Annotated in this window: 19 protein-coding genes and 1 tRNA gene; 7 read left to right on the forward strand and 13 right to left on the reverse strand. The window is 66.7% G+C overall.

From position 1 onward, the window contains the following. Positions 1-45 precede the first annotated feature (45 nt). A complete protein-coding gene (locus ACQY4T_RS07815; RefSeq protein WP_428539743.1) occupies positions 46-1,431 on the forward strand; it encodes an aminotransferase in 1,386 nt (461 codons plus the stop codon). A 32-nt stretch (positions 1,432-1,463) separates the two neighbouring features. Here ACQY4T_RS07815 and ACQY4T_RS07820 read toward each other — a convergent pair whose 3' ends face one another. From ACQY4T_RS07820 to ACQY4T_RS07835, 4 genes are all read right to left on the reverse strand, one after another. Further along, positions 1,464-1,700: a hypothetical protein gene (locus tag ACQY4T_RS07820; RefSeq protein ID WP_428539746.1), complete on the reverse strand. Its 237-nt coding sequence runs from the start codon at positions 1,698-1,700 to the stop codon at positions 1,464-1,466. Positions 1,701-1,721: 21 nt separating this feature from the next. Further along, positions 1,722-2,612 (reverse strand): Ku protein, encoded by an 891-nt coding sequence (locus tag ACQY4T_RS07825; RefSeq protein WP_428539749.1) that lies wholly within the window; start codon positions 2,610-2,612, stop codon positions 1,722-1,724. After that, the gene (locus tag ACQY4T_RS07830; RefSeq protein WP_428539752.1) at positions 2,612-2,872 is read right to left on the reverse strand and encodes a hypothetical protein; all 261 of its coding nucleotides are present in this window, start codon (positions 2,870-2,872) and stop codon (positions 2,612-2,614) included. The genes ACQY4T_RS07825 and ACQY4T_RS07830 overlap by 1 nt, the downstream gene beginning before the upstream one ends. A 414-nt stretch (positions 2,873-3,286) precedes the next feature. Next, positions 3,287-4,150, reverse strand: coding sequence for a gamma-glutamylcyclotransferase family protein (locus ACQY4T_RS07835; protein ID WP_428539755.1), 864 nt, complete (start codon positions 4,148-4,150; stop codon positions 3,287-3,289). 702 nt (positions 4,151-4,852) lie between these two features. Here ACQY4T_RS07835 and ACQY4T_RS07840 point away from each other — a divergent pair. Beyond that, the gene (locus ACQY4T_RS07840) at positions 4,853-5,905 is read left to right on the forward strand and encodes a Rieske 2Fe-2S domain-containing protein (protein WP_428539758.1); all 1,053 of its coding nucleotides are present in this window, start codon (positions 4,853-4,855) and stop codon (positions 5,903-5,905) included. A gap of 91 nt (positions 5,906-5,996) precedes the next feature. Further along, positions 5,997-7,055, forward strand: coding sequence for an SDR family oxidoreductase (locus ACQY4T_RS07845; RefSeq protein ID WP_428539761.1), 1,059 nt, complete (start codon positions 5,997-5,999; stop codon positions 7,053-7,055). Here ACQY4T_RS07845 and ACQY4T_RS07850 read toward each other — a convergent pair. Further along, positions 7,030-7,893 (reverse strand): SDR family NAD(P)-dependent oxidoreductase, encoded by an 864-nt coding sequence (locus ACQY4T_RS07850; protein WP_428539764.1) that lies wholly within the window; start codon positions 7,891-7,893, stop codon positions 7,030-7,032. The genes ACQY4T_RS07845 and ACQY4T_RS07850 overlap by 26 nt on opposite strands. Positions 7,894-8,442: 549 nt before the next feature. Further along, positions 8,443-8,517, reverse strand: a tRNA-Thr gene (locus ACQY4T_RS07855). A gap of 49 nt (positions 8,518-8,566) precedes the next feature. On the opposite strand from ACQY4T_RS07855, the gene ACQY4T_RS07860 reads away from it, so the two are divergent. Further along, complete coding sequence (locus ACQY4T_RS07860; RefSeq protein ID WP_428539767.1) at positions 8,567-9,028, forward strand: nucleoside deaminase; 462 nt, start codon at positions 8,567-8,569, stop codon at positions 9,026-9,028. A 6-nt stretch (positions 9,029-9,034) separates the two neighbouring features. After that, complete coding sequence (locus ACQY4T_RS07865) at positions 9,035-11,095, forward strand: FUSC family protein (RefSeq protein WP_428539770.1); 2,061 nt, start codon at positions 9,035-9,037, stop codon at positions 11,093-11,095. Positions 11,096-11,200: 105 nt separating this feature from the next. Here the strand turns inward: ACQY4T_RS07865 and serA are convergent, their stop codons facing one another. Together serA and ACQY4T_RS07875 are read right to left on the reverse strand one after the other, a co-directional pair. Beyond that, positions 11,201-12,787, reverse strand: a complete 1,587-nt coding sequence (serA, locus tag ACQY4T_RS07870) for a phosphoglycerate dehydrogenase (protein ID WP_428539773.1) — start codon at positions 12,785-12,787, stop codon at positions 11,201-11,203. A 16-nt stretch (positions 12,788-12,803) separates the two neighbouring features. Beyond that, positions 12,804-13,994, reverse strand: a complete 1,191-nt coding sequence (locus ACQY4T_RS07875; protein ID WP_428539776.1) for a phosphoserine transaminase — start codon at positions 13,992-13,994, stop codon at positions 12,804-12,806. 434 nt (positions 13,995-14,428) lie between these two features. Here ACQY4T_RS07875 and ACQY4T_RS07880 point away from each other — a divergent pair, with 434 nt between their 5' ends. Next, positions 14,429-14,761, forward strand: coding sequence for a hypothetical protein (locus tag ACQY4T_RS07880; RefSeq protein ID WP_428539779.1), 333 nt, complete (start codon positions 14,429-14,431; stop codon positions 14,759-14,761). A gap of 57 nt (positions 14,762-14,818) precedes the next feature. On the opposite strand, the gene zwf is transcribed toward ACQY4T_RS07880, so the two are convergent. The 3 genes from zwf to ACQY4T_RS07895 all read right to left on the reverse strand — a co-directional run bounded on the left by zwf (position 14,819) and on the right by ACQY4T_RS07895 (position 18,476). After that, positions 14,819-16,294, reverse strand: a complete 1,476-nt coding sequence (zwf, locus tag ACQY4T_RS07885) for a glucose-6-phosphate dehydrogenase (protein WP_428539782.1) — start codon at positions 16,292-16,294, stop codon at positions 14,819-14,821. A 141-nt stretch (positions 16,295-16,435) separates the two neighbouring features. After that, a complete protein-coding gene (locus tag ACQY4T_RS07890) occupies positions 16,436-17,434 on the reverse strand; it encodes an aldo/keto reductase (protein WP_428539785.1) in 999 nt (332 codons plus the stop codon). 64 nt (positions 17,435-17,498) lie between these two features. Then, entirely contained in the window at positions 17,499-18,476 is a 978-nt protein-coding gene (locus tag ACQY4T_RS07895) for a ketopantoate reductase family protein (RefSeq protein ID WP_428539788.1), read from the reverse strand. A 109-nt stretch (positions 18,477-18,585) separates the two neighbouring features. Here ACQY4T_RS07895 and ACQY4T_RS07900 point away from each other — a divergent pair, with 109 nt between their 5' ends. Beyond that, on the forward strand, positions 18,586-18,936 hold the full coding sequence (locus tag ACQY4T_RS07900; protein ID WP_428539791.1) for a RidA family protein: 351 nt from the start codon (positions 18,586-18,588) through the stop codon (positions 18,934-18,936). An 18-nt stretch (positions 18,937-18,954) separates the two neighbouring features. Here ACQY4T_RS07900 and ACQY4T_RS07905 read toward each other — a convergent pair whose 3' ends face one another. Further along, the gene (locus ACQY4T_RS07905; protein ID WP_428539794.1) at positions 18,955-19,734 is read right to left on the reverse strand and encodes an SDR family NAD(P)-dependent oxidoreductase; all 780 of its coding nucleotides are present in this window, start codon (positions 19,732-19,734) and stop codon (positions 18,955-18,957) included. An 18-nt stretch (positions 19,735-19,752) separates the two neighbouring features. Continuing rightward, on the reverse strand, positions 19,753-20,619 hold the full coding sequence (locus tag ACQY4T_RS07910) for a sulfurtransferase (RefSeq protein WP_428539797.1): 867 nt from the start codon (positions 20,617-20,619) through the stop codon (positions 19,753-19,755). Between the last annotated feature and the right edge of the window lie 2 nt (positions 20,620-20,621).

Here is a 20,621-nt window from a genome sequence, read left to right on the forward strand (position 1 = left end):
GCGCAAGCCTGTCAACCTGTTCCCGATCAACCACGCGAGGCAATCATGTCGCTTAAGAATACACCCGATCCGGCCGTGCGCGAGGCCGTTGTCAGGCAAGACCTTGGCAACGTGCTGCATCCGATCGTTCAGCATAAGGTGCTGGAATCGAAGCAGATGGTGGTGACCGGGGGGCAGAGCGCGACGGTGTTCGACGCCGACGGCACGCCCTATCTGGATGCGATGGCGGGACTATGGTGCGTGAACATCGGCTATGGCCGCACCGAACTGGCCGAGGTGGCGGCCGAACAGATGCGGCAACTGTCGTATTTTCCGCATACCGCGATGAACCTGCCGGCGGCGGCCCTGGCCGAGAAGATCAATGGATTGGCGGGTGGCGGGTATCGCAGCTACTTCGTCAACTCCGGTTCGGAAGCAAACGAGGCCGGCTTCAAGATCGCTCGGCAGTATATGAAGCACGAACATCCTGGGGAAAACCGGTTCAAGACCATCAGCCGATATTTCGCCTATCACGGCACCACGCTGGCCACTCTGGATGCCGGCGGGATGGGTGAACGGAAAGCCAAGTTCGAGCCGTTTTCGGGCGATTTCGTGCATGTCGCGCAGCCGTACTGCTATCGCTGTCCGTTCGGCCTGAGCTATCCAAGCTGCGGCCTGGCGTGCGTCAAGAACATGGAGAACACCATCCTTGGCGAGGGGCCGGAATCGGTCGCCGAAGTGATCGTGGAGCCGGTGATGAGCGGAGTGGGGGTCGCGGTGCCTCCGGACGAGTATTTGCCGGAGGTGGAAAGCCTGTGCCGCAAGTACGGAATCCTGCTGCACGTCGATGAGGTGATCAACGGCTTCGGCCGCACCGGCAAGATGTTCGGCTATCAGCATTACGGCGTGTCACCCGACATCGTCGCCATCGCCAAGGGCATATCGAGTGCCTATTTGCCGATCGCGGCGACGATGGTGAAGAACAGCGTGTTCGACAGTTTCTATGGCGATGCGGCGGAGAACCGCCAGGTCGGGCAGGTCAACACCTATGGCGGCCATCCGGTCGCCGCGGCCGTGGCGCTGCGCAACATTGAAATCCTGCAGCAAGAGCAACTGGTGGATCGGTCCGCGGAGGTCGGGGACTATCTGCTCGACGGGCTACGGACGTTGCTGCGGCATCGGATCGTCGGCGACGTCCGCGGCAAGGGGCTGCTGTTGGGTGTGGAACTGGTTAGGGATCGCACCAGCAAGGAGCCGCTGGGCCCGGCGCAGATCAGCGCCATCGTCGATTTCTGCCGTGACGATGGGCTGCTGGTTGGCCGCGGCGGCGGTGGCAGGCGCTATGGCAACACCATTACGATGTCGCCTCCGCTGGTGATCACCCGCGCCGAATGCGACCGGATCGTGGATACGCTGGATCGGGCGCTGGGGACGCTTGATCTCGGTGGATAACGTGGGCGGGCTGGTGGACAGCGTGGGGCGGGCTACAGGTTGTCGGTGAGTTTGAGCTGCGCCGGCTTTTTGGAGCGGGCGCGTGCCGGCTTTGCCGCGGGTTTGGCGGCGCTGCGCACCTCGCCGATCAGCGGGATCTCCAGTTGCGGGTCGGGCGGCGCGGCGGTGGGCTTGCGCTGGGCCTCGGCCTGCTGCTGATGTTCGATGATCCGGCGGCGGTGATCCCGCGCCGCTTGCGAGATTGCGGCCACTGCGACCTCCTGCAGCATTGCTCTACCGAGGGACGATACTCAGGAAGCGCGCTTGCGTGAAGGTCTCTGCGGCGCGGCGGCGGGCTTTTCGGGCTTGGCCTTGGCGGTGGTTTTCGCGGCCGGTTTGGCTGCGGCCTTTGCTGCCGCGGCATCGTCGCCCAGACTGCGTTTCAGCGCGGCCATCAGATCGATGACGTTGGTTTCCGCCGGTTCCGGCGTTGCCTCATCCTCGATGCCTTCGCCCTTCAGTTTGGCGTCGATCATTTCACGCAGGCGGGTTTCGTAGCGATCCTCGAGATCGGCGGGGTCGTAGCGACCGGTCTGACGATCGATCAGTTGGGTTGCCAGCTTCACCATCTCGGGGTCGGTCTTGGTCGCCGCGGCATCGTCGAACATGGTTTTCGCATCGTTGATGTCGCGTTGCTCGAACAGCGTATGGGCGACCAGGCCGCCCTGCATCGGCCGCAGTGCGACGGTTCGCTCGCGTTGGCCGATGACCAGCCTGGACAAGGCGACGCGGCCGGTTTTCTCGATCGCTTCCAGCAGGACGGCGTAAACGTCGCGGCCGGTCTGGCCGTCCGGGACGACATAGTAGCTGGCGTCGTAATAGATCGCGTCGATCGACTCGGCTTCGACGAATTTTTCCACCGTCATGGTGTCGGAACTGTCGACCTTGACGCTGTTGAAATCGTCGTCGTTCAGCAACAGGTAGGTGTTCTTCTTGAATTCGTAACCCTTCACCAGGTCGCGGCGCGACAGCGGTTTCTCGGTTTCGGAATCCTGGGTGACCATCTGGATGCGGTTGCCGGTATCCGGGTTGATCAGATGGAAGCGGATCGCGGCACGATCGTGCTTGGCGTTATACAGCGCAACCGGACAAGAGACCAAGGCGAGGCGGAGTTGACCACGCCAGATCGGGCGCTGTGCCATCAGACCAGCCCACCCGGTGGCAGCCAGGCCTGCCGCCTGGTCTTGGCTTCACCGCTGAACTCGGCGTCGGCAGCATTGTCGTCCACCGCATTCTCGATCCGGCTGAGGTCGACACCGAGGTCATCCTCGATATCGGCGAGCGCGCCTTCCAGCCGCCAGTTGTTGGTGGCGCGCTGGGCTAGCCGCACCTGACGCCGAGCGAGCTTCAGGGCATCGACTGCGCGTGCGACCGGGTCGCCGGTGCGGGTGGATGTCTCCATGACAGAAGAATTCATGCAGAGTCTGGGCGGTGGCAAGGCGGCGTTTGAACCGGATCGGCGATTCGGCTTGGATGATTGATCCGGCAATCAAGATATCGATTTAACTTCAGCGGCCAAGTAACTCGGCGCGCGTGCAATTCCGGTAACGAGGAGGCGTTTCAGAGACATACACAAGTTGGCGAGCCGATGGGCTGACCGCGCGCTTGGACACGTCTTGTTCTTGCCTACCGTGCCGCTGATGGAAGCTGGTGCCAGATGTTGGCCGGGTCAGATGTTGGCTGGGTCAGATGTTGACCGTGTAGAATGTTGGGCCGTGTCAGATGTTGGGCCGGGTCAGATGTTGGCTGGGTCAGATGTTGGCTGGGTCAGATGTTGGCTGGGTCAGATGTTGGCCTTGTCAGATGTTGGCTGGTGTCAACGGGCGGGACTTGGGTGGGCCGGATTGGGTGATGGGTCCGGCGCTGGCTGCGCCAGGCGCCTGGCGGCGTAATCCTCGGGGAATAGCCGGTCGCCGAAGCGCTTGGATGCCGGAGCGGTTTGCCGCAGCAACGTGTCGATGGCCTGATAGTCGGCGGTGTGCACCCAGGGACGCCGCGGTTGTTCGCGGTCGTTGAGCCAGAACAGGCTCCAATCGGTTGTCGTCCGGATGATTTCCTTGGCGAAGTCGGAGCCGTAGATCAGGCTGCCGCGCAGCACGAGGTCGATATAGGTCTGCAACATCGGAAACTGGGCCGAGGCTTGTGGCAGGTCGACGCCGGGTTCGGCGCCGGGGCCGATCGGCACGTAGACCCAGATCTGGCCGTCGCGGGGAAGTTCCTGCCAAGAAACGGCCTCTATCATGCGGCGCGGCAGCGGGACGCGGCGGTAATCGCCCTCTCGCCGATCGAACGCCGGCAGATTCGATGCGTTTACCGCGTAGAGCACGCCGTTGATGGTCATGGCTGGTTCGCCGGGATGGGGCTTGCGCAAACCAAGCGCGGTGAAGCCGCAGGAACAGCGGTCGACCCAGGCTCGCAGGTAGCCGAACTCGGCCGAGACCCGCACAGGGATGGCGGGAACCTGGGCGCCGGCGGTGCGGTCGCGCGAGTCGGCGTCGATCAGGGTGCCGTAGCCGAACACGAAGTCTGTCGGCAGGCCGGGCAATTTGTGACCCCAGTCGCCGGCGGCGGCGGCACGCGGGGTGAGCAGCAGCCCGACGATCAGCAGGAGCCGGAAGCAGCGCGGGCCTGGGCGGGTGCCGGGGTGGCGGCGCACGGGGCCGCCGATGAGTTGGGTCAACGCATTGCCGGTCGGCCGGGGGGTGGGCGCGAAAGCATGGTGCGGCGAGAGTGCCATCTTGCCGGAGGCGGTGGAACGGGTCGCGCGCGTTTTACAGCCTGACCGGGGAAAATCGCACGGCGGCGTCGAGGACCGCATCGGCGCGCCGAATAGGATTGCCCCAAATGGCCGGCCGGAAGCCGATCCGGCGGAGACGGCACCTTGCGGCCGTACCGGGCGGAGGGTTCGATCGTAAAGAGCGCCAGCATAGCGGTCAAAACGGTCTCGATATGATGAACTGGCCGGTGGATCAACTGGCTCCTTGTCCGACCTGTCGTCGTCTTACGCGGTACGCCACAAAAGCGTGAGCCTTGTTACCGGTTGCGCCAGTGGGATGGTCGATTTGTCGGCCGAGCGGGACACCGTCGAGCTGATCCATGAAGGGCGGTGCTTTCGTCGAACAGCAGAACGTCGCGCCGCGAACGACGTGGACCATGTTTCTGTCGCATTCAGCCGCTATCGGGGCCGTGCTGGTGACCTCGAGCCGGTCGAGTCACAGCCTCGGCGGCCAGGCTTGGTCCTCAGGCTTGGTCCGCGATGGCCAGGCTTGGTTCGCGCTGGGCAGAAGAAGTCGTTGTTCAGCGTGGCCGCCCCGATTATGGAAGCAGATGTCCGGGCGGCTGCCCCCAACCGAGAAAATTGCCGCCAACGCAAGGAGTGTCCATGCTCGATGTCCCTGCCTTGATGCCGCTGGACCGCCCGCAGCAGGATCTGCGGCGCGTAGGCATTCACCCGGCCCACTGGTATCCGGTTGCCTGGTCTACAGAGCTCAAGCCGGGCAAGACCTATGCCACGCAGTTCGCCGGGCAGCCGATCGTGCTGGCGCGTCCGAAGGCGGCGGCGGTGTTCGCGCTGGAGGATCGCTGCGCGCATCGTCAGGTGCCGCTATCCAAGGGTGTGGTGGACGGCTGCGCGCTGCGTTGCTGCTATCACGGTTGGACCTATGACGGCGCCGGGCGGTGCATCGACGTGCCCTATCTGGGCAAGGGCCGGCTGCCGAATGGCGTGCGGTCCTATCCGTGCCGGGAGCAGGACGGGATGATCTTCATCTGGCCGGGTGATCCGGCGGCGGCGGGGCCGCTGCCGCCGTTGGGTTCGGCGGCCGACCGGGCGTTCAAGACGCGGCGATTTGGCCGCCGGGTCGCCTGTCACTACACGTTCATGCACGAGAACCTGATGGACATGAACCATCAGTTCCTGCATCGGCGACAAATGGGGCAGATTGCGCCGCGATACCTGGATCGGCGCAAAGGTCCGGGATGGCTGGAGTGCGACTACAGCTTTGCTCGGACCAGCGGCCGGCAGCCATTGGGCGAGGCCGCGATCGTCGGCATGCGGCGCGGCGGTTCCAAGGAGCAGCGCGACCTGATGACGATCCGCACGCAGTATCCGTATCAGACGCTGAAGATCTGGACCAGCGGCGATGATCCGGTGATGGATCTGTGGATCGTCTATGTTCCGATCGACGAAGCCCAGCGCAGCAACCGCACGTTCGGATTGCTGTCGGTGCGGCGCCCGAAGATCCCCGGCTTGCTGGACATGGCTTGGCCGCTGCTGATCTGGTTCACCGAACGGATCTTTGCCGAGGACCGCGCCATCGTCGAGATGGAGCAGGCCGCGCACGACCGGCAGGGCGCGGACTGGAACCAGGAGGTGTTTCCGCTGATCCGCGACTTGCGGGAGACGCTGGCCGAGAATGGCCGAGCATTGCCGTAGCGCCGCGGCGGGATGCCTGCGCCGTGAACGTCCCGCTCGAACCGCGATCATGCGTTAGCTGGAGCTTGCGAGACACCATGATGCTGGTTCTGTGAGCGCCGGTTGGTCATTGGCGAGCGATGCGACGCTGCTTGCCACCGCCCGCGCCACGGCGGCCGAAGTGCCAAGCGGCACCGTTTTCATCACTGGCGGGTCCTCGGGCATCGGCCGCTGCACCGCGGTGCTGTTCGCGCGCCACGGGTGGCGGGTGGGCTTGATCGCGCGCGGCGAGGCCGGTTTGGCCGCCGCCGCCGCCGACGTTCGGGGCGCCGGGGCGCGCGCCGCCGTGGCGGTGGCCGACGTGACGGTCAGCGCGGCGCTGCGGGCGGCGGCCGAGGCGATCGTGGTCGAACTGGGGCCGCCGGATGTCTGGATCAACTGTGCCGGGAATGGCGTGTATGGCCGGTTCACCAGCGTGCCTGAGGCGCAGTTCGACCAGGTGACCGCGGTGACCTATGGCGGTTCGGTGAATGGCTGCCGCGTGGCGTTGGCGCTGATGACACCGCTGGGCCGCGGCACGATCGTCAACGTCTGCTCGGCGGTGGCTTTTCATGGTCTGCCGCTGATGACGTCCTATGCCGGAGCGAAGGCGGCGGTGCGCGGGTTCGCTCAGGCGCTGCGGGCCGAGCTGCGGATCGAGCGCAGCCCGATCCGGGTCTGCACGATCTTTCCCCCGGCGGTGAACACGCCGTTCTTTTCCCATGCGGTGTCCTACATGGGCTGGCCGGCTCGTCCGGTGCCGCCGGTGTATCAACCCGAGATCGTGGCCGCCGGCATCCATCTGGCGATCAGCCTCGGGCGCGCCGAGATGGTGATCAGCGGCACCGCGGCGGCGTTCTGCCTGGCGGCCAGGGTTTCGCCGCCGCTGGTGGCGTATCTGATGACCCGGCTGGGGCTGGACGGCCACGTCACTCGCGATCCAGAGGCGTCGCGGCTGCAGCAACCGACGCTGTTCGCTGCGTCGGAGCAGGCGTCGCCGATACACGGGCCGTTCGGTCGTCATGCCCGGCGGCGCAGCGTTCAGCTTTGGCTGTGGCGGGTGGGAGCGACGGCAGCGAAGTTGGGGCGGGCGGCGAGGCGGCGGGTCAGGTTTCGGTCAGCGCCTCGGTAGCACGCCAGACCTGGTCCATCAGCGCGCCGTTGAGCACCCGTCGGTTGGGCGGCACGACCCGGCGTTGTTTGACGTAGGCGCCGGTGATGGCGCGGAACTCGGGCGACAAGGCGACGTGCAGCGGGGTGTCGGCGCCCTGCTGTTCGGTGAGCAGGAACGGCGCCATGGCGCGCCATGCCAGCCCGATCGGTCCGCCGGCGCGTATCAGGCCGGTCGCCACCATGCCGGGGTGGACCACGTTGGCGGTCACACCAGTGTCTTGCAGCCGGCGCGCCCAGCCGATGGTGGCCATGGTCAGGGCGAGCTTGGACTGGCTGTAGGTGTGCACCATGCCCCAACGCCGGATGCCCTCGAGGTCGGTGGGATCGATGCGCGCGCGGTCGGCGGTGGAGGAGCCGACGTTGACGATGCGCGCCCCGGTGGAGGTGTTTGGGGCGGCGATTGGAGCTTTTTCGGCGGCGGCGCGCAGCGCGGGGATCAGCGCGCGGGTGAGCACGAAGGGCGAGAGGTGATTGACGGCGATGACGTGTTCGTGGTGTTCGGCGGTCTGCTGGCGGCTCGTGCGGAACACGCCGGCGTTGTTCACCAGCACATCGATCGCCGGGAAGCGTTCGGTGATCTGGGCGGCGGCCTGGCGGGTGGCGGCAAGCGATGACAGATCGGCAGTCAGCAGTTCGGCCTGGGCGGCGGGGACCTGGGTGGTGATCCATTGCAGGGCGGCGTGGCCGCGCTGGGGGTCTCGGGCGATGATCACCAGGTGGTGGCCGGCGCCGGCCAGGCCGGACGCGATCCAGCGGCCGATGCCGCTGGTGGCCCCGGTTATGACGCTGATCGGCATGGTGGGGAGGTGTTGGTGGGGTTGGTCATTCGGGTGTTGGTTGGGTTGGGGGTGTGGTTGGCGGGGGAGGCGGCTGCGGGGGAGGCGCTGTTCGGTTCAGGCTTTTGGGCCGCTGTCGATCTGGGTGATCGGCCGGCCTTCTAGCGATGAATGGTTTGTTCCTGTTACCCGGGAAAGTGGAAAGCTGATGGAGTCGCGTCGCCTGATGAGCGGGCGATCGCATCTTCGCGCAGTCACGCGGGTCGGCGACACGGCTGCAGAACCGTATGCGCCCGTCCCGCTTGGCGCAGGGGACGGCGCAATACCGCCCTGCACTGCGCCAAGGAAACATAGGGCCGATTGCGCACCACTTGCTCGGTGGAATAGCGCGTGGTCTTGATGCCGCTTTGCGTATCCTGAGGGAAGCCATAAGCGCCTTGAACCGCGCATCATTCTGATGCAACGCGTTTAAGTCAACGAAAGTCCAGCGCCGGTCGCAATAGCGCTACCAGATGCAAGAATATTAACCGCCGGAGACGTTTAGAACAACGCCGGGCAGCCGATTGAAAATGGTGCCGGCGCACAGAATCGAACTGTGGACCTACTGATTACGAATCAGTTGCTCTACCCCTGAGCTACGCCGGCAGCGCGCGAAGCTGGCTATACAATTCCCCCATCGCGCAAGCAACCGACTATGATCGCGAAGATGACGCCGGACCCGATGCTGCAAGCCCTGGATCAAGCCCGCAGCGCCGCCGAACGCGGAGAGGTCCCGGTGGGCGCCGTGGTGGTCGGGGCGGACGGCGGCGTCCTCGCCATGGCCGGCAACCGCACCGAGGCCGATAGGGACCCGACCGCGCACGCCGAAATACTCGCCCTGCGCGCCGCGGCGGCTCGGCGCGGCAGCCCTCGCCTGCCGGACTGCACGTTGTTCGTCACCTTGGAACCCTGCCCGATGTGCGCCCATGCCATCAGTCTGTTCCGGGTGCGCCGGCTGGTGTTCGGTGCCTATGACCCGAAGGGCGGCGGGGTCGATCATGGCGTCCGGGTGTTCGACGCGGCGTCGTGCCAGCACCGCCCGGACGTCGTCGGCGGTGTCCGCGAGACCGAGGCGGCGGCGTTGTTGCGGGAGTTTTTCCAGACCAGGCGGCGATAGTCGGCGATGCGGTCCGCGTCTCGGTTCGCCGCACCCGACCTCGCGCGGTTGCCGATCGTGGTCAATCCGCGCGCGATCAGCTTGTCCGAAGCGACACGCGCCGGGCTTTCGGTCGCTGTCATCATTGCACTCAGCCAATACCTGGCGTTGCCGGCGCTGCGCGAGGCGGCGCTGGCGGCGTTGCTGACCTGCCTGTGCGATCCCGGCGGTCCGATCCGCCGGCGGGTTCCGGTGCTGGTCAGCTTCGCGCTGATCGGCGCGGCGGTGACCGCCGGTTTTGGGCTGTTGCGCGAGCTTGGGCCGGTGGTGGCGTTGCCGCTGGGCGTGTTCGGACTGTTCTGTTCGTCGTTCGTGCGGATCTACGGCCAAGCCCCGTTGCAGGTCGGCGCGTTGCTCAGCACGGTGCAGATCCTGTCGCTCGATCGCGGCGATCCCAGCTTGCGGCAGGCCGGCATTTTGGCCGGAGCGTTCGTCGGCGGGGCGGCGTGGGCGATCCTGCTGACCATGGTGATCTGGCGGGTCTATCCGTTCCTGCCGGCCAGGCGGGCGGTGGCCGAGATCTATCGGCGATTGTCGCAACTGGTCGGCGATCTGCAGGCACTGATGCGCGCGCCGGCGGCCAGCGACGCCGACTGGACAGCCCACGCCCGCATCCACCGCCGCGCCGCCCGCGATGCGATCGAGGCGGCGCAGACCATGGTCATGGACACGCTGCGCTCGCGCGGCGGCACCAGCAACCGCAGCGCCCAGGCGGTGATCCGGATCGAGACGGCGGAACAGATCTTCGGCGGCCTGATCGCGTTGAGCGACCTGCTGGAGCAGGGGTTGCCTGCCGAACGGCGGATCGCCGAACGGGTGCTGCGCCGGATGCGCCCCGTATTGCTGATCCTGGCCCGCGGCATGATCACCGACGACCCGGACGTGGCCGGCCGCGCCAACCGGGCGATCGACGCGGTGGAGGCCGATCTGCGGGACCTTCCAGCGGGCACGCCGTTGCGGGCTGTCACTGAGCGGATCACCGACCGGCTGCGCATCGCTCACACCCTGGCGGTGCCGGCCAACCTGGCGCCCGGCATCGACGCCGCCGGGCGGTCGATTCCGTTGCGGCAGCGGGTGATCCGCCCGCTGGCCGCCAATCTGGACTGGAAGTCCGCTGCCCTGCGCCACGCGCTGCGCACCGCGGTCACCGCGGCGGGGCCGCTGGCGTTCACCATGGTGTGGTTCAATCCGTACGATCACTGGCTGACCATCACCCTGGTCGCGACGATGCAGCCGTTCTTCTCGCTGACCTACACGCGGGCGATCGAACGGGTTTTGGGCACCGCTGCCGGCGGGCTGGTCGCCGCCGGCGTCGGCCTGGTCTGCACGACTCCGCTGTCGATCGCGGCGGCGATGTTTCCGCTGGCGATGCTGGCTTTCGCGGTTCGGACGGTGAGTTTCGGACTGTTCATGATGGCGCTGACGCCGCTGGTGGTGCTGCTGGTGGAAACCGGCGCGCCGGGCGCGGGCGAGTGGACGATCGCCGGCTTCCGCGCCGCGTTCACCACCATCGGCGGTATGCTCGCGGTCGCCGCGAATTTTCTGCTATGGCCGAGCCGGGAGCCGGATTTGCTGGCGCCGGAGGTGAAAAAGGCGATCCTGGCCCATGCCGGCTACGCCGAGGCCGGCTTCTCCCTGCTGCTGGGCGAAACCAGCCAGACCGCGCTGGACCAGGCTCGGCGCGCCGCCGGTGTCAGCACCAATTCGCTGGAGGCGCTGATCACCCGCGCACTGCTGGAGCCGGGCAAGAAGCGGCGGGATGCGTTGGAGGCGGCGATGGTGGTCGATGCGGCGCTGCGCCGGTGTGCCGGGCGGCTGGCGACGCTGCAGCACGACCCGGTGCTGGCCACCGCCGGCGCCGCGCGGATGTTGCGGACCTGGCGGGATTGGACCGGCGCGGCGATGCGGACGCTGGCGTCCGGGGGCACCGACCTGCCGGGCCGCCCGGACGGCGAGGCGCATGACGCGCTGACGCGGATTGCCCGCCAGGTCGACCTGCTGGCCGGGGCCATGGGCCGGCTGAATTAGCGCGGATCCCGTTCAGCTTGTCTCAACGGGAGAAGCGCGAAGACGAAGACCTCTCGGACGCTTCGCCCAAGCCGCGATCGTCGGTTAACGAGCCACGATCGTCGGTTAAAACGCCAACCCCGTTGCCTGCACCACCAGTGGCAGGGTGCGGACCATCGCCAGCACGTCTTCGGGCACGCTTTCGTCGAGTGAAACCAGGCAGATCGCGTCGCCGCCCTGGTTGGCCCTGCCTAGGTGGAAGGTGGCAATGTTCAGCCCGGCGCCGGCCAGGGTGGCGCCGAAGCGGCCGATGAAACCGGGTTTGTCCTGGTTGGTGACATACAGCATGTGCGAGGCGAAGTCGGCCTCGACCTTGATGCCCTTGATTTCGACGATGCGCGGACGCGACCCGGCGAACAGGGTGCCCGAGACCGAACGCGACAGGTTGTCGGTTTCCACGCTGACCCGAACCAGGGTCAGATACTCGGTCGGGCGGTCATGCGCGGTCTCGGCGACGTCGATGCCGTGGTCGCGCGCGGCGACCGAGGCATTGACCATGTTGACGCCCTCCATCAGCGGCGACATCAGCCCAGACAGCATCGCCGCGGTCAGTGGCCGGTGGTTCAGGGCGGCGGCCTGGCCTTCGTATTCGATGCTGACCTTGTGGATGGCGCCCTCGCGGGCCTGGGTCAGTTGACCGGCGAAGGCGCCCAGCAGGCGGCAGAGTTCCAGGTATGGCTTCAGCCGCGGTGCGTCCTCGGCGGAGACCGAGGCCATGTTGATGGCGTTGGTCACCGCGCCGGTCAGCAGGAAGTCGCTGATTTGTTCGGCGACCTGAAGTGCCACGTTTTCCTGCGCCTCGGCGGTGGCGGCGCCGAGATGCGGGGTGCAGACGACGTTCTCCAGGCCGAACAACGGCGACCCGGTTGCCGGTTCGGTCTCGAAGACGTCGAGCGCGGCGCCGGCGACGTGGCCGGATCGGATGGCCTCGGCCAGGGCGGCTTCGTCCAGCAGGCCGCCGCGGGCGCAGTTGATGATGCGGACGCTGGGCTTGGTGGCAGCCAGCGCCTGTCGCGACAGGATGTTGCGGGTGGCGTCGGTCAGCGGCGTGTGCAGGGTAATGAAATCGGCTCGGGCCAGCAGTGCGTCGAGGTCGGCCTTCTCGACGCCGAGGTCAAGGGCCTTCTTGTCCGACAGGTACGGATCGTAGGCCAGAACGCGCATTTTCAAGCCGACGGCGCGGTCGGCGACGATCGAGCCGATATTGCCGCAGCCGATCAGGCCCAGCGTCTTGGCGGTCAGTTCGACGCCCATGAAGCGGTTCTTTTCCCAGTTGCCGGCCTTGGTCGAGACCGAGGCTTCGGGGATCTGCCGCGCCAGGGCGAACATCATGGCGATCGCGTGTTCGGCGGTGGTAATGGTGTTGCCGTGCGGCGTGTTCATCACCACGACGCCGCGCGCGGTCGCGGAGCGAATATCGACGTTGTCCACGCCGATGCCGGCGCGGCCGACCACTTTCAGGCGAGTGGCGACGTCGAGCAGTTCCCTCGTCACCTTGGTGGCGGAGCGGATCGCCAAGCCGTCGTACTCGCCGATCAGGGCGCGCAGTTCGGCGGGCGACAGACCGGGCTTGAGATCGACCTCGATGCCGCGGTTGCGGAAAATCTCGACAGCGGCCGGCGACAGCTTGTCGCTGATCAATACCTTGGGCATTGGCTTTGTCCTGTGGTTATTGCGCGGCTTGTTTCTGCGCGGGGGCGAACGCGCCGGCGACCTCGGCTGCGGCCCAGTCGAGCCAGGGCAATAAGGCCTCGATGTCGGCGGTTTCGACGGTGGCGCCGGCCCAGATGCGCAGGCCAGGCGGGGCGTCGCGGTAGGCGCCGATATCGTAGGCCACCTCGTGCTGTTCCAGCAGCGAGGCGAGTTGCTTGGCCGCCTTGGCCTGACCGTCGGGTGGAAGGGCGGCGAACCAGGGGGGGGTGATTTTCAGGCAGATCGAGGTGCAGGACCGCGTGGCGGGGTCCTCGGCCAGGAAGCCGGCCCAGTCGCTGCGGCTGACCCAGGCGGCGACGGCGGCCAGATTGGCCTCGGATCGCGCGATCAGCGCCGGCAGGCCGCCGATGCGTTCGGCCCAGCGCAGGCCATCGAGGGCGTCCTCGACGCAGAGCATCGACGGGGTGTTGATGGTCTCGGCCTTGAACACACCTTCGGCGAGTTTGCCGTTCGCGGTCAGGCGGAACAGTTTGGGCAGCGGCCAGGCGGGGATGTAGCTTTCCAGCCGTTGCACGGCGTGCGGGGATAGCGCCAGCATGCCGTGCGCGGCCTCGCCGCCCAGCACTTTCTGCCAGGACCAGGTGACCACATCCAGCCGGTCCCAGGGCAGTGCCATGGCGAATGCGGCCGAGGTGGCATCGCAAATCGCCAAGCCTTGGCGGTCGGGGGCGATCCAGCCGGCGTCCGGTAGCCGCACGCCCGAGGTGGTGCCGTTCCACGGAAACACCACGTCATGGGCCGGATCGACCGGGCTCAGGTCGGGCAGCTTGCCGTACGGCGCCGAGAGGACGCGCGCGTCCTTCAGCTTCAGGTGCTTGACGATGTCGGTGGCCCAGGTTTCGCCGAAACTCTCGAACGTGACGATATCGACGCCGCGGGCACCGAGCAGCGACCACAGCGCCATCTCGACCGCACCGGTGTCGGAGCCGGGGACGATGCCCAGGCGCCAGTCTGGCGGCATGCCGAGGATCGCACGCGACCGGGCGACGACCTCGGCGAGGCGGGCTTTCGGTTGCGCGGCGCGGTGGCTGCGACCCACCAAGGCGCCGGCGAGGGCGTCTACGGTGAAGCCGGGACGTTTGGCGCATGGGCCGGAGGAAAAATTGGGATTGTTCGGACGCACGTGCGGAGTCGCGGCGCTTGCCATTGCGGTTCTCCCTTGCAGAAGAAAAGCGTCCCGGTGGGGGGACGTGACCCGCGGCGGCGTTTAGGCTGCTGGCCGCGGTGCGTCAACAATGTTTCGCTGCAGTGCGGCGGAGGCGGGCCGCGCGACAGACTCCGGCGGCTTGCTCACGATGGCGTCAGAACCGGCCCCGAACCGGCGGCGCCGTTTCGGACTTTCCGGAACGCGCGGTCACTTCGCGCGTTAGGATTTTACGGCAGGTTCCGGCGCTGGTCGTGGGATCGGTCAGCCGTGTTGCGCCGGATCAGATCGGCTGACAGCGCTTGAACCGCGATGTTAAGCCCCAGCCCTAGGGCAATACAGCGCCGGCTGACGAAATCCGCAGCGGTGTTGCTTGGACCAACGCCCTTCTCAACAAAAACAGAGGAACGTCTTCCAACGGAGACGGAACCACCATCATGATGCGAACGGTTTCCTTGAGCGCCTCGCTTCTGATTGCCACTCCGGCGCTGGCACAGAACCCTCAGCAGTCGTCCCCGGCCAACCCGACCGTGCCCATGGCGCCGCCGAGCGCGCCGTCGCCGCCACCGGAGAAGATCGCCCCGGCCGACCCAAATCCGTCTGGTGGCAATCTGAGCAATCGGCTGTCGCGGCAGAAGGGCACAATCACGCCGCCGAATGTGGATCCCGGGTTGGCGGTGAAGCCGCCGCAAACTGGGGCAGGTTCGACGACACCGGTGATTCGGCCGCCGGGATCACCGGGGGGCAATCCGTCGGTGATTCCGAAGTAGGTCCGCGGGCGGTTCTTGCCACCGGCGTTTGGCGGAACAATCCGGCGGCGGTTGGTTCTACTCCATCTGTTCGTTCCAGGTCCGGCCGTCGCGCTCGATCAGCGCGATCGCCGCGGTCGGGCCCCAGCTTCCGGCCGGATAGGGGCGCGGATGATCGGGCCGCGCGGCCCAGGCTTCCAGGATCGGCTCGACCCAGGCCCAGGCGGCTTCGACCTCATCATGGCGCATGAACAAGGTCGGGTTGCCGCGCACGGTGTCCATCAGCAGCCGCTCGTAGGCGTCGGGGAAGCGTTTGCCGAAGGTCTTTTCGAAACTGATGTCGAGGCCGGTGGGGGATAGCCGCAGGCCGCCTGGGCCGGGGTCCTTGGTCATCATCTCGAGCCGCATGCCTTCCTCGGGCTGCAGGCGGATGATCAGGGTGTTGGGGCGCCATTCGGCTGCCTCGCGCGGGAAGATGGAGAACGGCGGCTTGCGGAACTGGATGACGATTTCGGACACTTTCGAGGGCAGCCGCTTGCCGGTTCGCAGGTAGAACGGTACCCCGGCCCAGCGCCAGGTGTGCACCTCGGCCTTCAGGGCGACGAAGCTTTCGGTGGCGGAGGCTTCGTCGGAGCCCAGATCGGCGAGATAGCTGGGCACCGGCTTGCCGTCGATCGCTCCGTGGGCGTACTGGCCGCGCACCGTAAGGCTGGCGACCTCGTGCGGTTCCATCGGCTTCAATGCGCGCAGTACTTTCAGCTTTTCATCGCGCACCCGGTCGGCGTCGAGCGACACCGGAGGGTCCATCGCGATCAGGCACAACAGTTGCAGCATGTGGTTCTGCACCATGTCACGCAGCGCGCCGGATTTGTCGTAGTAGCCGCCGCGGCCTTCCAGCCCGACGGTCTCGGCGACGGTGATCTGCACGTGGTCGATGACATCGGCGGTCCACAGCCGCTCGAATATTGTATTGGCGAAACGAAGCGCCATCAGGTTCTGCACCGTCTCCTTGCCCAGGTAGTGGTCGATGCGGAAGGTCTGCGCCTCGGTGAACACCCGCCCGACGCTTTCGATGATGCCGTGGGCCGAGGCGGCATCATGGCCGATCGGCTTTTCCAGCACGACGCGGGATTTGTCGGTCACCATGCCGTTGGTGCCGAGCGCCTTGCAGGTCGGGCCGTAGAGGTCGGGCGAGGTGGCCAGGTAGAACACCCGGATTCGGTCGGGGTCCAGCAGGTCCTTGAAACGCGACCAGTCGGCGTCAGGCGCGGTGGCGTCGATCGAGACGTAGTGCAGTTGCGCGAGGAAGCGCTGCACCGTATCGGCCTCGCGATCCGCCACGGGCACATGTTTTTCCAGCGCCTTGGTGGCTCGGCCGCGGAAATCTTCGTCCGACAGTTTTGACCGGGCGGCGCCGATGACGCGCGATTTTGCCGGCATCTGGCCGTCGCGAAAGCGGTAGTACAGCGCCGGCAGCAGTTTTCGCAGCGTCAGGTCGCCGGTGGCGCCGAACACGACGCAGTCGAAAGTCGCGACGGGTATGATCTGCGGCATCCATCAGACTCCTGTGGCTTCGCGGGTGCACAATCATTGCTACACCATGCGGACGGCGTCTGACCACGGAAAGCTGTGCGCGCCCGATACGGCCTTGAGCGGCGATAGGATACGTTGCGGCGTCGATATTATGTCCGGGTTTCAGCGCTGCTCCCCGGAGAAGCCCGCGGTCAGCGCGGCGAGCCGGTCCAGAGCGGCTTGCGGCAGCGGGCCTTTTTGCACCGCGGCCAGGCTGCCCTGGAACTCCTCCACTGTCGCCATGCCGACCAGGATGGTGCCCATCGCCTTGTGGGTGATGGCGAAACGAATTGCCGCTTCGGCAAGGCTGGTGGCGAAGCCCTCGGTGACCAGAGGCATCAGCCGGCGGGCCCGTTCCAGGTCGATCTGGTAGCTGTGGGCGGACCCGATCGGTTCGGGCGGCGGGCTGGCGGTCGGGTGGCGTTCGGCGGTGCCGGTCAGCGCACCCGCGGCGAGCACGCGGATGCCGACCACGCCGACGCCGGCCTTCTGGGTGTGGTCGAACAGCCGGCCGTAGTCCTGCGCGGGATAGTTCGGCGGCAGTGCGGTGGCCGCCGAAGCGTTCAGCATGTTGTAGCTGACCTGGGCGCTGTCGATCAGTTCGGCATCGATGACCTGGTGCAGTGCCTCGGTGTCGCCGATCGCGGTGATGCCGAGGAAGCGGGTTTTGCCGGCTTTGCGCAATGCTTCGAAGGCGGGAACGACTTCGTTTCGCACCTGCGAAACGCTGAGGGTTTCGCCGCCGCCTTGCAGGGTTATGGGATTGTGCAGGTGGAAGATATCGACGTGGTCCATGCGCAGGCGCTGCAGGCTGCCGTCCATCGATTCGGCGATGGTCTTGCCGATGGCGGCGAAATTCTCCGACGGGACGCGAACCTTGGTGCCGACCGCGATGCCGGCGGGCTTGCGGGCGGCCATGACGCGGCCGAGATTCGTTTCGGATGCGCCATTGCCGTACTGAACCGCGGTGTCGAAGTAGTTGATGCCGGCGTCCAGCGAGAGGCCGATTGCTCGGTCTTGGTCAGCGGGCGAGCCGCGCACCATCAGGCCGCCGACGGCGCCGCAGCCAAAGCCGAGGATCGAAAGTCGCAGGCCGGAGCGGCCGTAGATGCGGGTTTCCATCGGTATGATGTCCTTGGTTGGTAGTGCAGCGGGGGTTGGTAGCAGCGGGGCTGTTAGCGGCGGGTCAGGCGTAAAGGCCCGCGGTTCGGGCGCGCAGTTTGCTCAGCGCAACCAGTAATTCCAGTGTCGGGGCGGCAACGCCGGCCATGTGCGCCAGCACCAGCGGGGCGTCGAACATGCCGTCGATTTCCATCGGCCGGCCAAGCTCCAAGTCCTGCAGGATGCTGGGCTTGTGGTCCATTGAGCGCTGGCCGGCGATGCGGCGCGCGTGATCGGTGGCGGGATCGGCGCCGAGTGCCTGGGCGATGGCGGCGGCTTCCTGCATCATGCGCAGTGCCGCTTGTTGCACTGCCGGCTCGATGTAGGCACCCTTGGGGGCGCCCCCGGTCAGCACCGCGAGCGTGCCGCCGGCGAGATTGCTGATCAGCTTGTTCCAGATCTCGGTGCGGATCGCTGGCGTCGCCTCGCCGCTGATGCCGCCTTTGGTGATCAGATCGGACAGCGTGCGCACTCGATCCGACATCGTTCCGTCCGGTTCGCCGAGGATGACGCGGCTTTTCGGCTGCTCGACTTCGATGACGCCGGGCGCGGTCACAGCGCTGGCGGAATAGACCACGCCGCCGAGCGTGCGGCCGGGACCCAACGCCTGGCGCAGCGCGTCACCGGGGTCGATGCGAGGCAGCGATTTGCCCTGATGGGGACCAGGGAGGTGGTCGAAATACCACCACGGGATGCCGTTCATTACGAACGCAACCGGGGTGTCCGGACCCAGCAAGGGTGCGATCCGGGCGGCGACGGCGGGAAGTGCGGGTGCCTTAACCGTAACGAAAACCGCGTCCTGTGGTCCGAGTTCGGCCGGATCGGCCGCGGCGGCGACCGCGGCGCTGTGTTGCCCGTCGATCGCGTGGACGGTCAGTCCGTTGGCCTGGATGGCGGCGAGGTGCGCGCCGCGGGCGATGACCGAGACGCGCGCTCCGGCGCGATGCAGGCGGGCGGCGAGATGTCCGCCGATGGCGCCGGCGCCGAAGATGCAGATTTTCATGCTGGTCATCGGACGCCAGGACCGCCGGGATGGTCAAGTTGGCGTGCCCTGGTCGGGCTCGGTTTGATGGCTTAGAAGGCTGCGATCGGTTTCAATCTGGAGCAGTCGCATGACCAAGATCACCCGTACCGAACCCGGCCCGATCCTGTCGAAGGCGGTGGAGTATCACGGTTTCGTCTATCTGCCGGGGATCACCGCGCGCGACACCAAGCAGGACATCAAGGGGCAGACCACCGACGTGCTGGCGCAGATCGACGCCATGCTGGAGCATCACGGCACCGACAAGACACGCCTGCTGCAGGCGCAGATCTGGGTGAAGCACATCAAGGACCGGGTGCTGATGAACGAGGTCTGGACGCCGTGGCTGCCGAAGGAAGGCGCCCCGGCGCGGGCTTGCGTGCAGGCCGAGATGGCGGCCCCCGATGTGCTGGTGGAGATCATGATCACCGCCTGCAAGTAGCGCCCGGCCTGGATGGGTTCAGGCGGTCGCGCCGCCATCGACCGGGAGCGCCACGCCGTTCACGTACGAGGCTTCATCCGAGAGCAGGAACAGCGCGGCGTTGGCGATTTCCTCGGGCTGGGCAACGCGGCGCATCGGGTTTAGCCCGCCGCGCTTGCCGATCAGGGTTTCCGGCGTTTCCCCGGCCGGCATCTGGCTGTCCGGGCGGGCGACGAAGACGCGCAGCATCGGGGTGTCGGTGGTGCCGGGGCACACCGCGTTGACCCGGATGTTCTCGGGTCCGTAGCGTTTGGCCAGACCCTTGACCAGGCCGACGACGCCGAATTTCGCGGCGTTGTAGATCGGACTGTAGGGCGAGCCTTGCAGGCCCGAGGTCGAGGCGGTGAACAGCAGCGATCCGCCGCCTCGGGCGCGCAGGTGCGGCAGCGCCGCCTCGGTGCTGACCAGCACGCTGCGGACGTTGAGATTCATCGCGAAGTCGAAATCTTTCCAGTCGAGGCCTTCGATCGAGGCCGGCCCTGGGGTGCCGACGTGGTTCCAGACGAAATCGAGGGCGCCAAACTGGCTTACCGTCTGGCGCACGATGTCGCGGGCGAAGTCGTCGCGGGTCAGGTCGCCGGATAGGCCGATTGCCTTGCCGCCGGCGGCGGTGATCTGGCGGACCACCGCGTCGGTTGCCTCCTTGTCGAGGTCGACGACGGCGACCGAGGCGCCCTCGGCCGCGAAACGAACGGCGCCGGCGCGGCCCATGCCGGAGGCGGCGGCGGTGACGATGCCGATTTTGTTATTTAACCGCATTGTTGTTTCCTCTTGTTTTCAGCCGGTCTGCATCGGCAGGCTGGCGTCCTTGGTCCACTCCGATAGTGACGCGTCGTAGATACGAACGTCGGTATGTCCGAGCATCACCAGGATCAACGCGTCGGCACTGGCGGCGATGCCGCCGCCGCAATAGGTGATGACCGGGCGGTCCAGCGCGCCGACCGTTGCCATGCGGCGGCGCAGTTCGTCGGCCGGCAGAAAGGTATTGGTTGCGGGGTCGAGCAGATGCGCCGCTGGCAGGTTGACGCTGCCGGCGATGTGGCCGGGGCGGCCATAGCTGTTGCCGCCGCTACCGTCGTGCTGCGCCGGCAGCAGCGCGTTCAGGGTGCAGATGCCGGCGTCGCCGATGGCGGCTTTGACCGCGTCCTTGCCGACCATCAGGTTGCGCACTTCGCGGACCTGGAAATCGCCCGGGCCGGGGGGCGTTGCGGCGCCGGTTTCGATCGCGCGGTGTTCGGCGGTCCATTTCTGCCAGCCGCCGTTCAGCACCGCGGCGTTGTCGTGGCCGAACTCCCGCAGCAGCCACCAGACCCGGGTCGCCCACCATGGGTTCGCGGTGCTGTAGGTCACCACCCTTGTGCTGTTGCTGATGCCGAAACGACGCATCGTGGCGGCGAAATCGTCTGGCAACGGGAGCATGAAGTTGAGTTTTTGTCTCGTATCCGATACGTCTCGCGCGACATCGCAAAACCTTGCGCCGGGGATGTGGCCTGTTTCGTAGTCCTCGCGGCCGGGTTTAACGACATAGGTGGTCTTCGGGTCGGGGATCAGATGCGTGGTGCAGTCGAGCACCACCACCTGGTCAAGATGCTGGGCGAGCCAATCGGTCTCGACCAGGAATTCCGGATGGACGAAATCCGCCATTT

The organism is Rhodopila sp. (assembly GCF_965277825.1).
In the GTDB taxonomy this organism is placed as follows: domain Bacteria; phylum Pseudomonadota; class Alphaproteobacteria; order Acetobacterales; family Acetobacteraceae; genus Rhodopila.

Excerpts from the sequence above, each read along its gene's own strand:
- ACQY4T_RS07880 (WP_428539779.1), top strand. The coding sequence starts at position 14,429 with ATGATGCGAACGGTTTCCTTGAGCGCCTCGCTTCTGATTGCCACTCCG.
- ACQY4T_RS07900 (WP_428539791.1), top strand. The coding sequence starts at position 18,586 with ATGACCAAGATCACCCGTACCGAACCCGGCCCGATCCTGTCGAAGGCG.
- ACQY4T_RS07905 (WP_428539794.1), bottom strand. The coding sequence starts at position 19,734 with ATGCGGTTAAATAACAAAATCGGCATCGTCACCGCCGCCGCCTCCGGC.
- ACQY4T_RS07895 (WP_428539788.1), bottom strand. The coding sequence starts at position 18,476 with ATGAAAATCTGCATCTTCGGCGCCGGCGCCATCGGCGGACATCTCGCC.
- zwf (WP_428539782.1), bottom strand. The coding sequence starts at position 16,294 with ATGCCGCAGATCATACCCGTCGCGACTTTCGACTGCGTCGTGTTCGGC.
- serA (WP_428539773.1), bottom strand. The coding sequence starts at position 12,787 with ATGCCCAAGGTATTGATCAGCGACAAGCTGTCGCCGGCCGCTGTCGAG.
- ACQY4T_RS07850 (WP_428539764.1), bottom strand. The coding sequence starts at position 7,893 with ATGCCGATCAGCGTCATAACCGGGGCCACCAGCGGCATCGGCCGCTGG.
- ACQY4T_RS07815 (WP_428539743.1), top strand. The coding sequence starts at position 46 with ATGTCGCTTAAGAATACACCCGATCCGGCCGTGCGCGAGGCCGTTGTC.
- ACQY4T_RS07825 (WP_428539749.1), bottom strand. The coding sequence starts at position 2,612 with ATGGCACAGCGCCCGATCTGGCGTGGTCAACTCCGCCTCGCCTTGGTC.
- ACQY4T_RS07910 (WP_428539797.1), bottom strand. The coding sequence starts at position 20,619 with ATGGCGGATTTCGTCCATCCGGAATTCCTGGTCGAGACCGATTGGCTC.
- ACQY4T_RS07875 (WP_428539776.1), bottom strand. The coding sequence starts at position 13,994 with ATGGCAAGCGCCGCGACTCCGCACGTGCGTCCGAACAATCCCAATTTT.
- ACQY4T_RS07820 (WP_428539746.1), bottom strand. The coding sequence starts at position 1,700 with ATGCTGCAGGAGGTCGCAGTGGCCGCAATCTCGCAAGCGGCGCGGGAT.
- ACQY4T_RS07860 (WP_428539767.1), top strand. The coding sequence starts at position 8,567 with ATGATCGCGAAGATGACGCCGGACCCGATGCTGCAAGCCCTGGATCAA.
- ACQY4T_RS07840 (WP_428539758.1), top strand. The coding sequence starts at position 4,853 with ATGCTCGATGTCCCTGCCTTGATGCCGCTGGACCGCCCGCAGCAGGAT.
- ACQY4T_RS07890 (WP_428539785.1), bottom strand. The coding sequence starts at position 17,434 with ATGGAAACCCGCATCTACGGCCGCTCCGGCCTGCGACTTTCGATCCTC.
- ACQY4T_RS07830 (WP_428539752.1), bottom strand. The coding sequence starts at position 2,872 with ATGGAGACATCCACCCGCACCGGCGACCCGGTCGCACGCGCAGTCGAT.
- ACQY4T_RS07865 (WP_428539770.1), top strand. The coding sequence starts at position 9,035 with ATGCGGTCCGCGTCTCGGTTCGCCGCACCCGACCTCGCGCGGTTGCCG.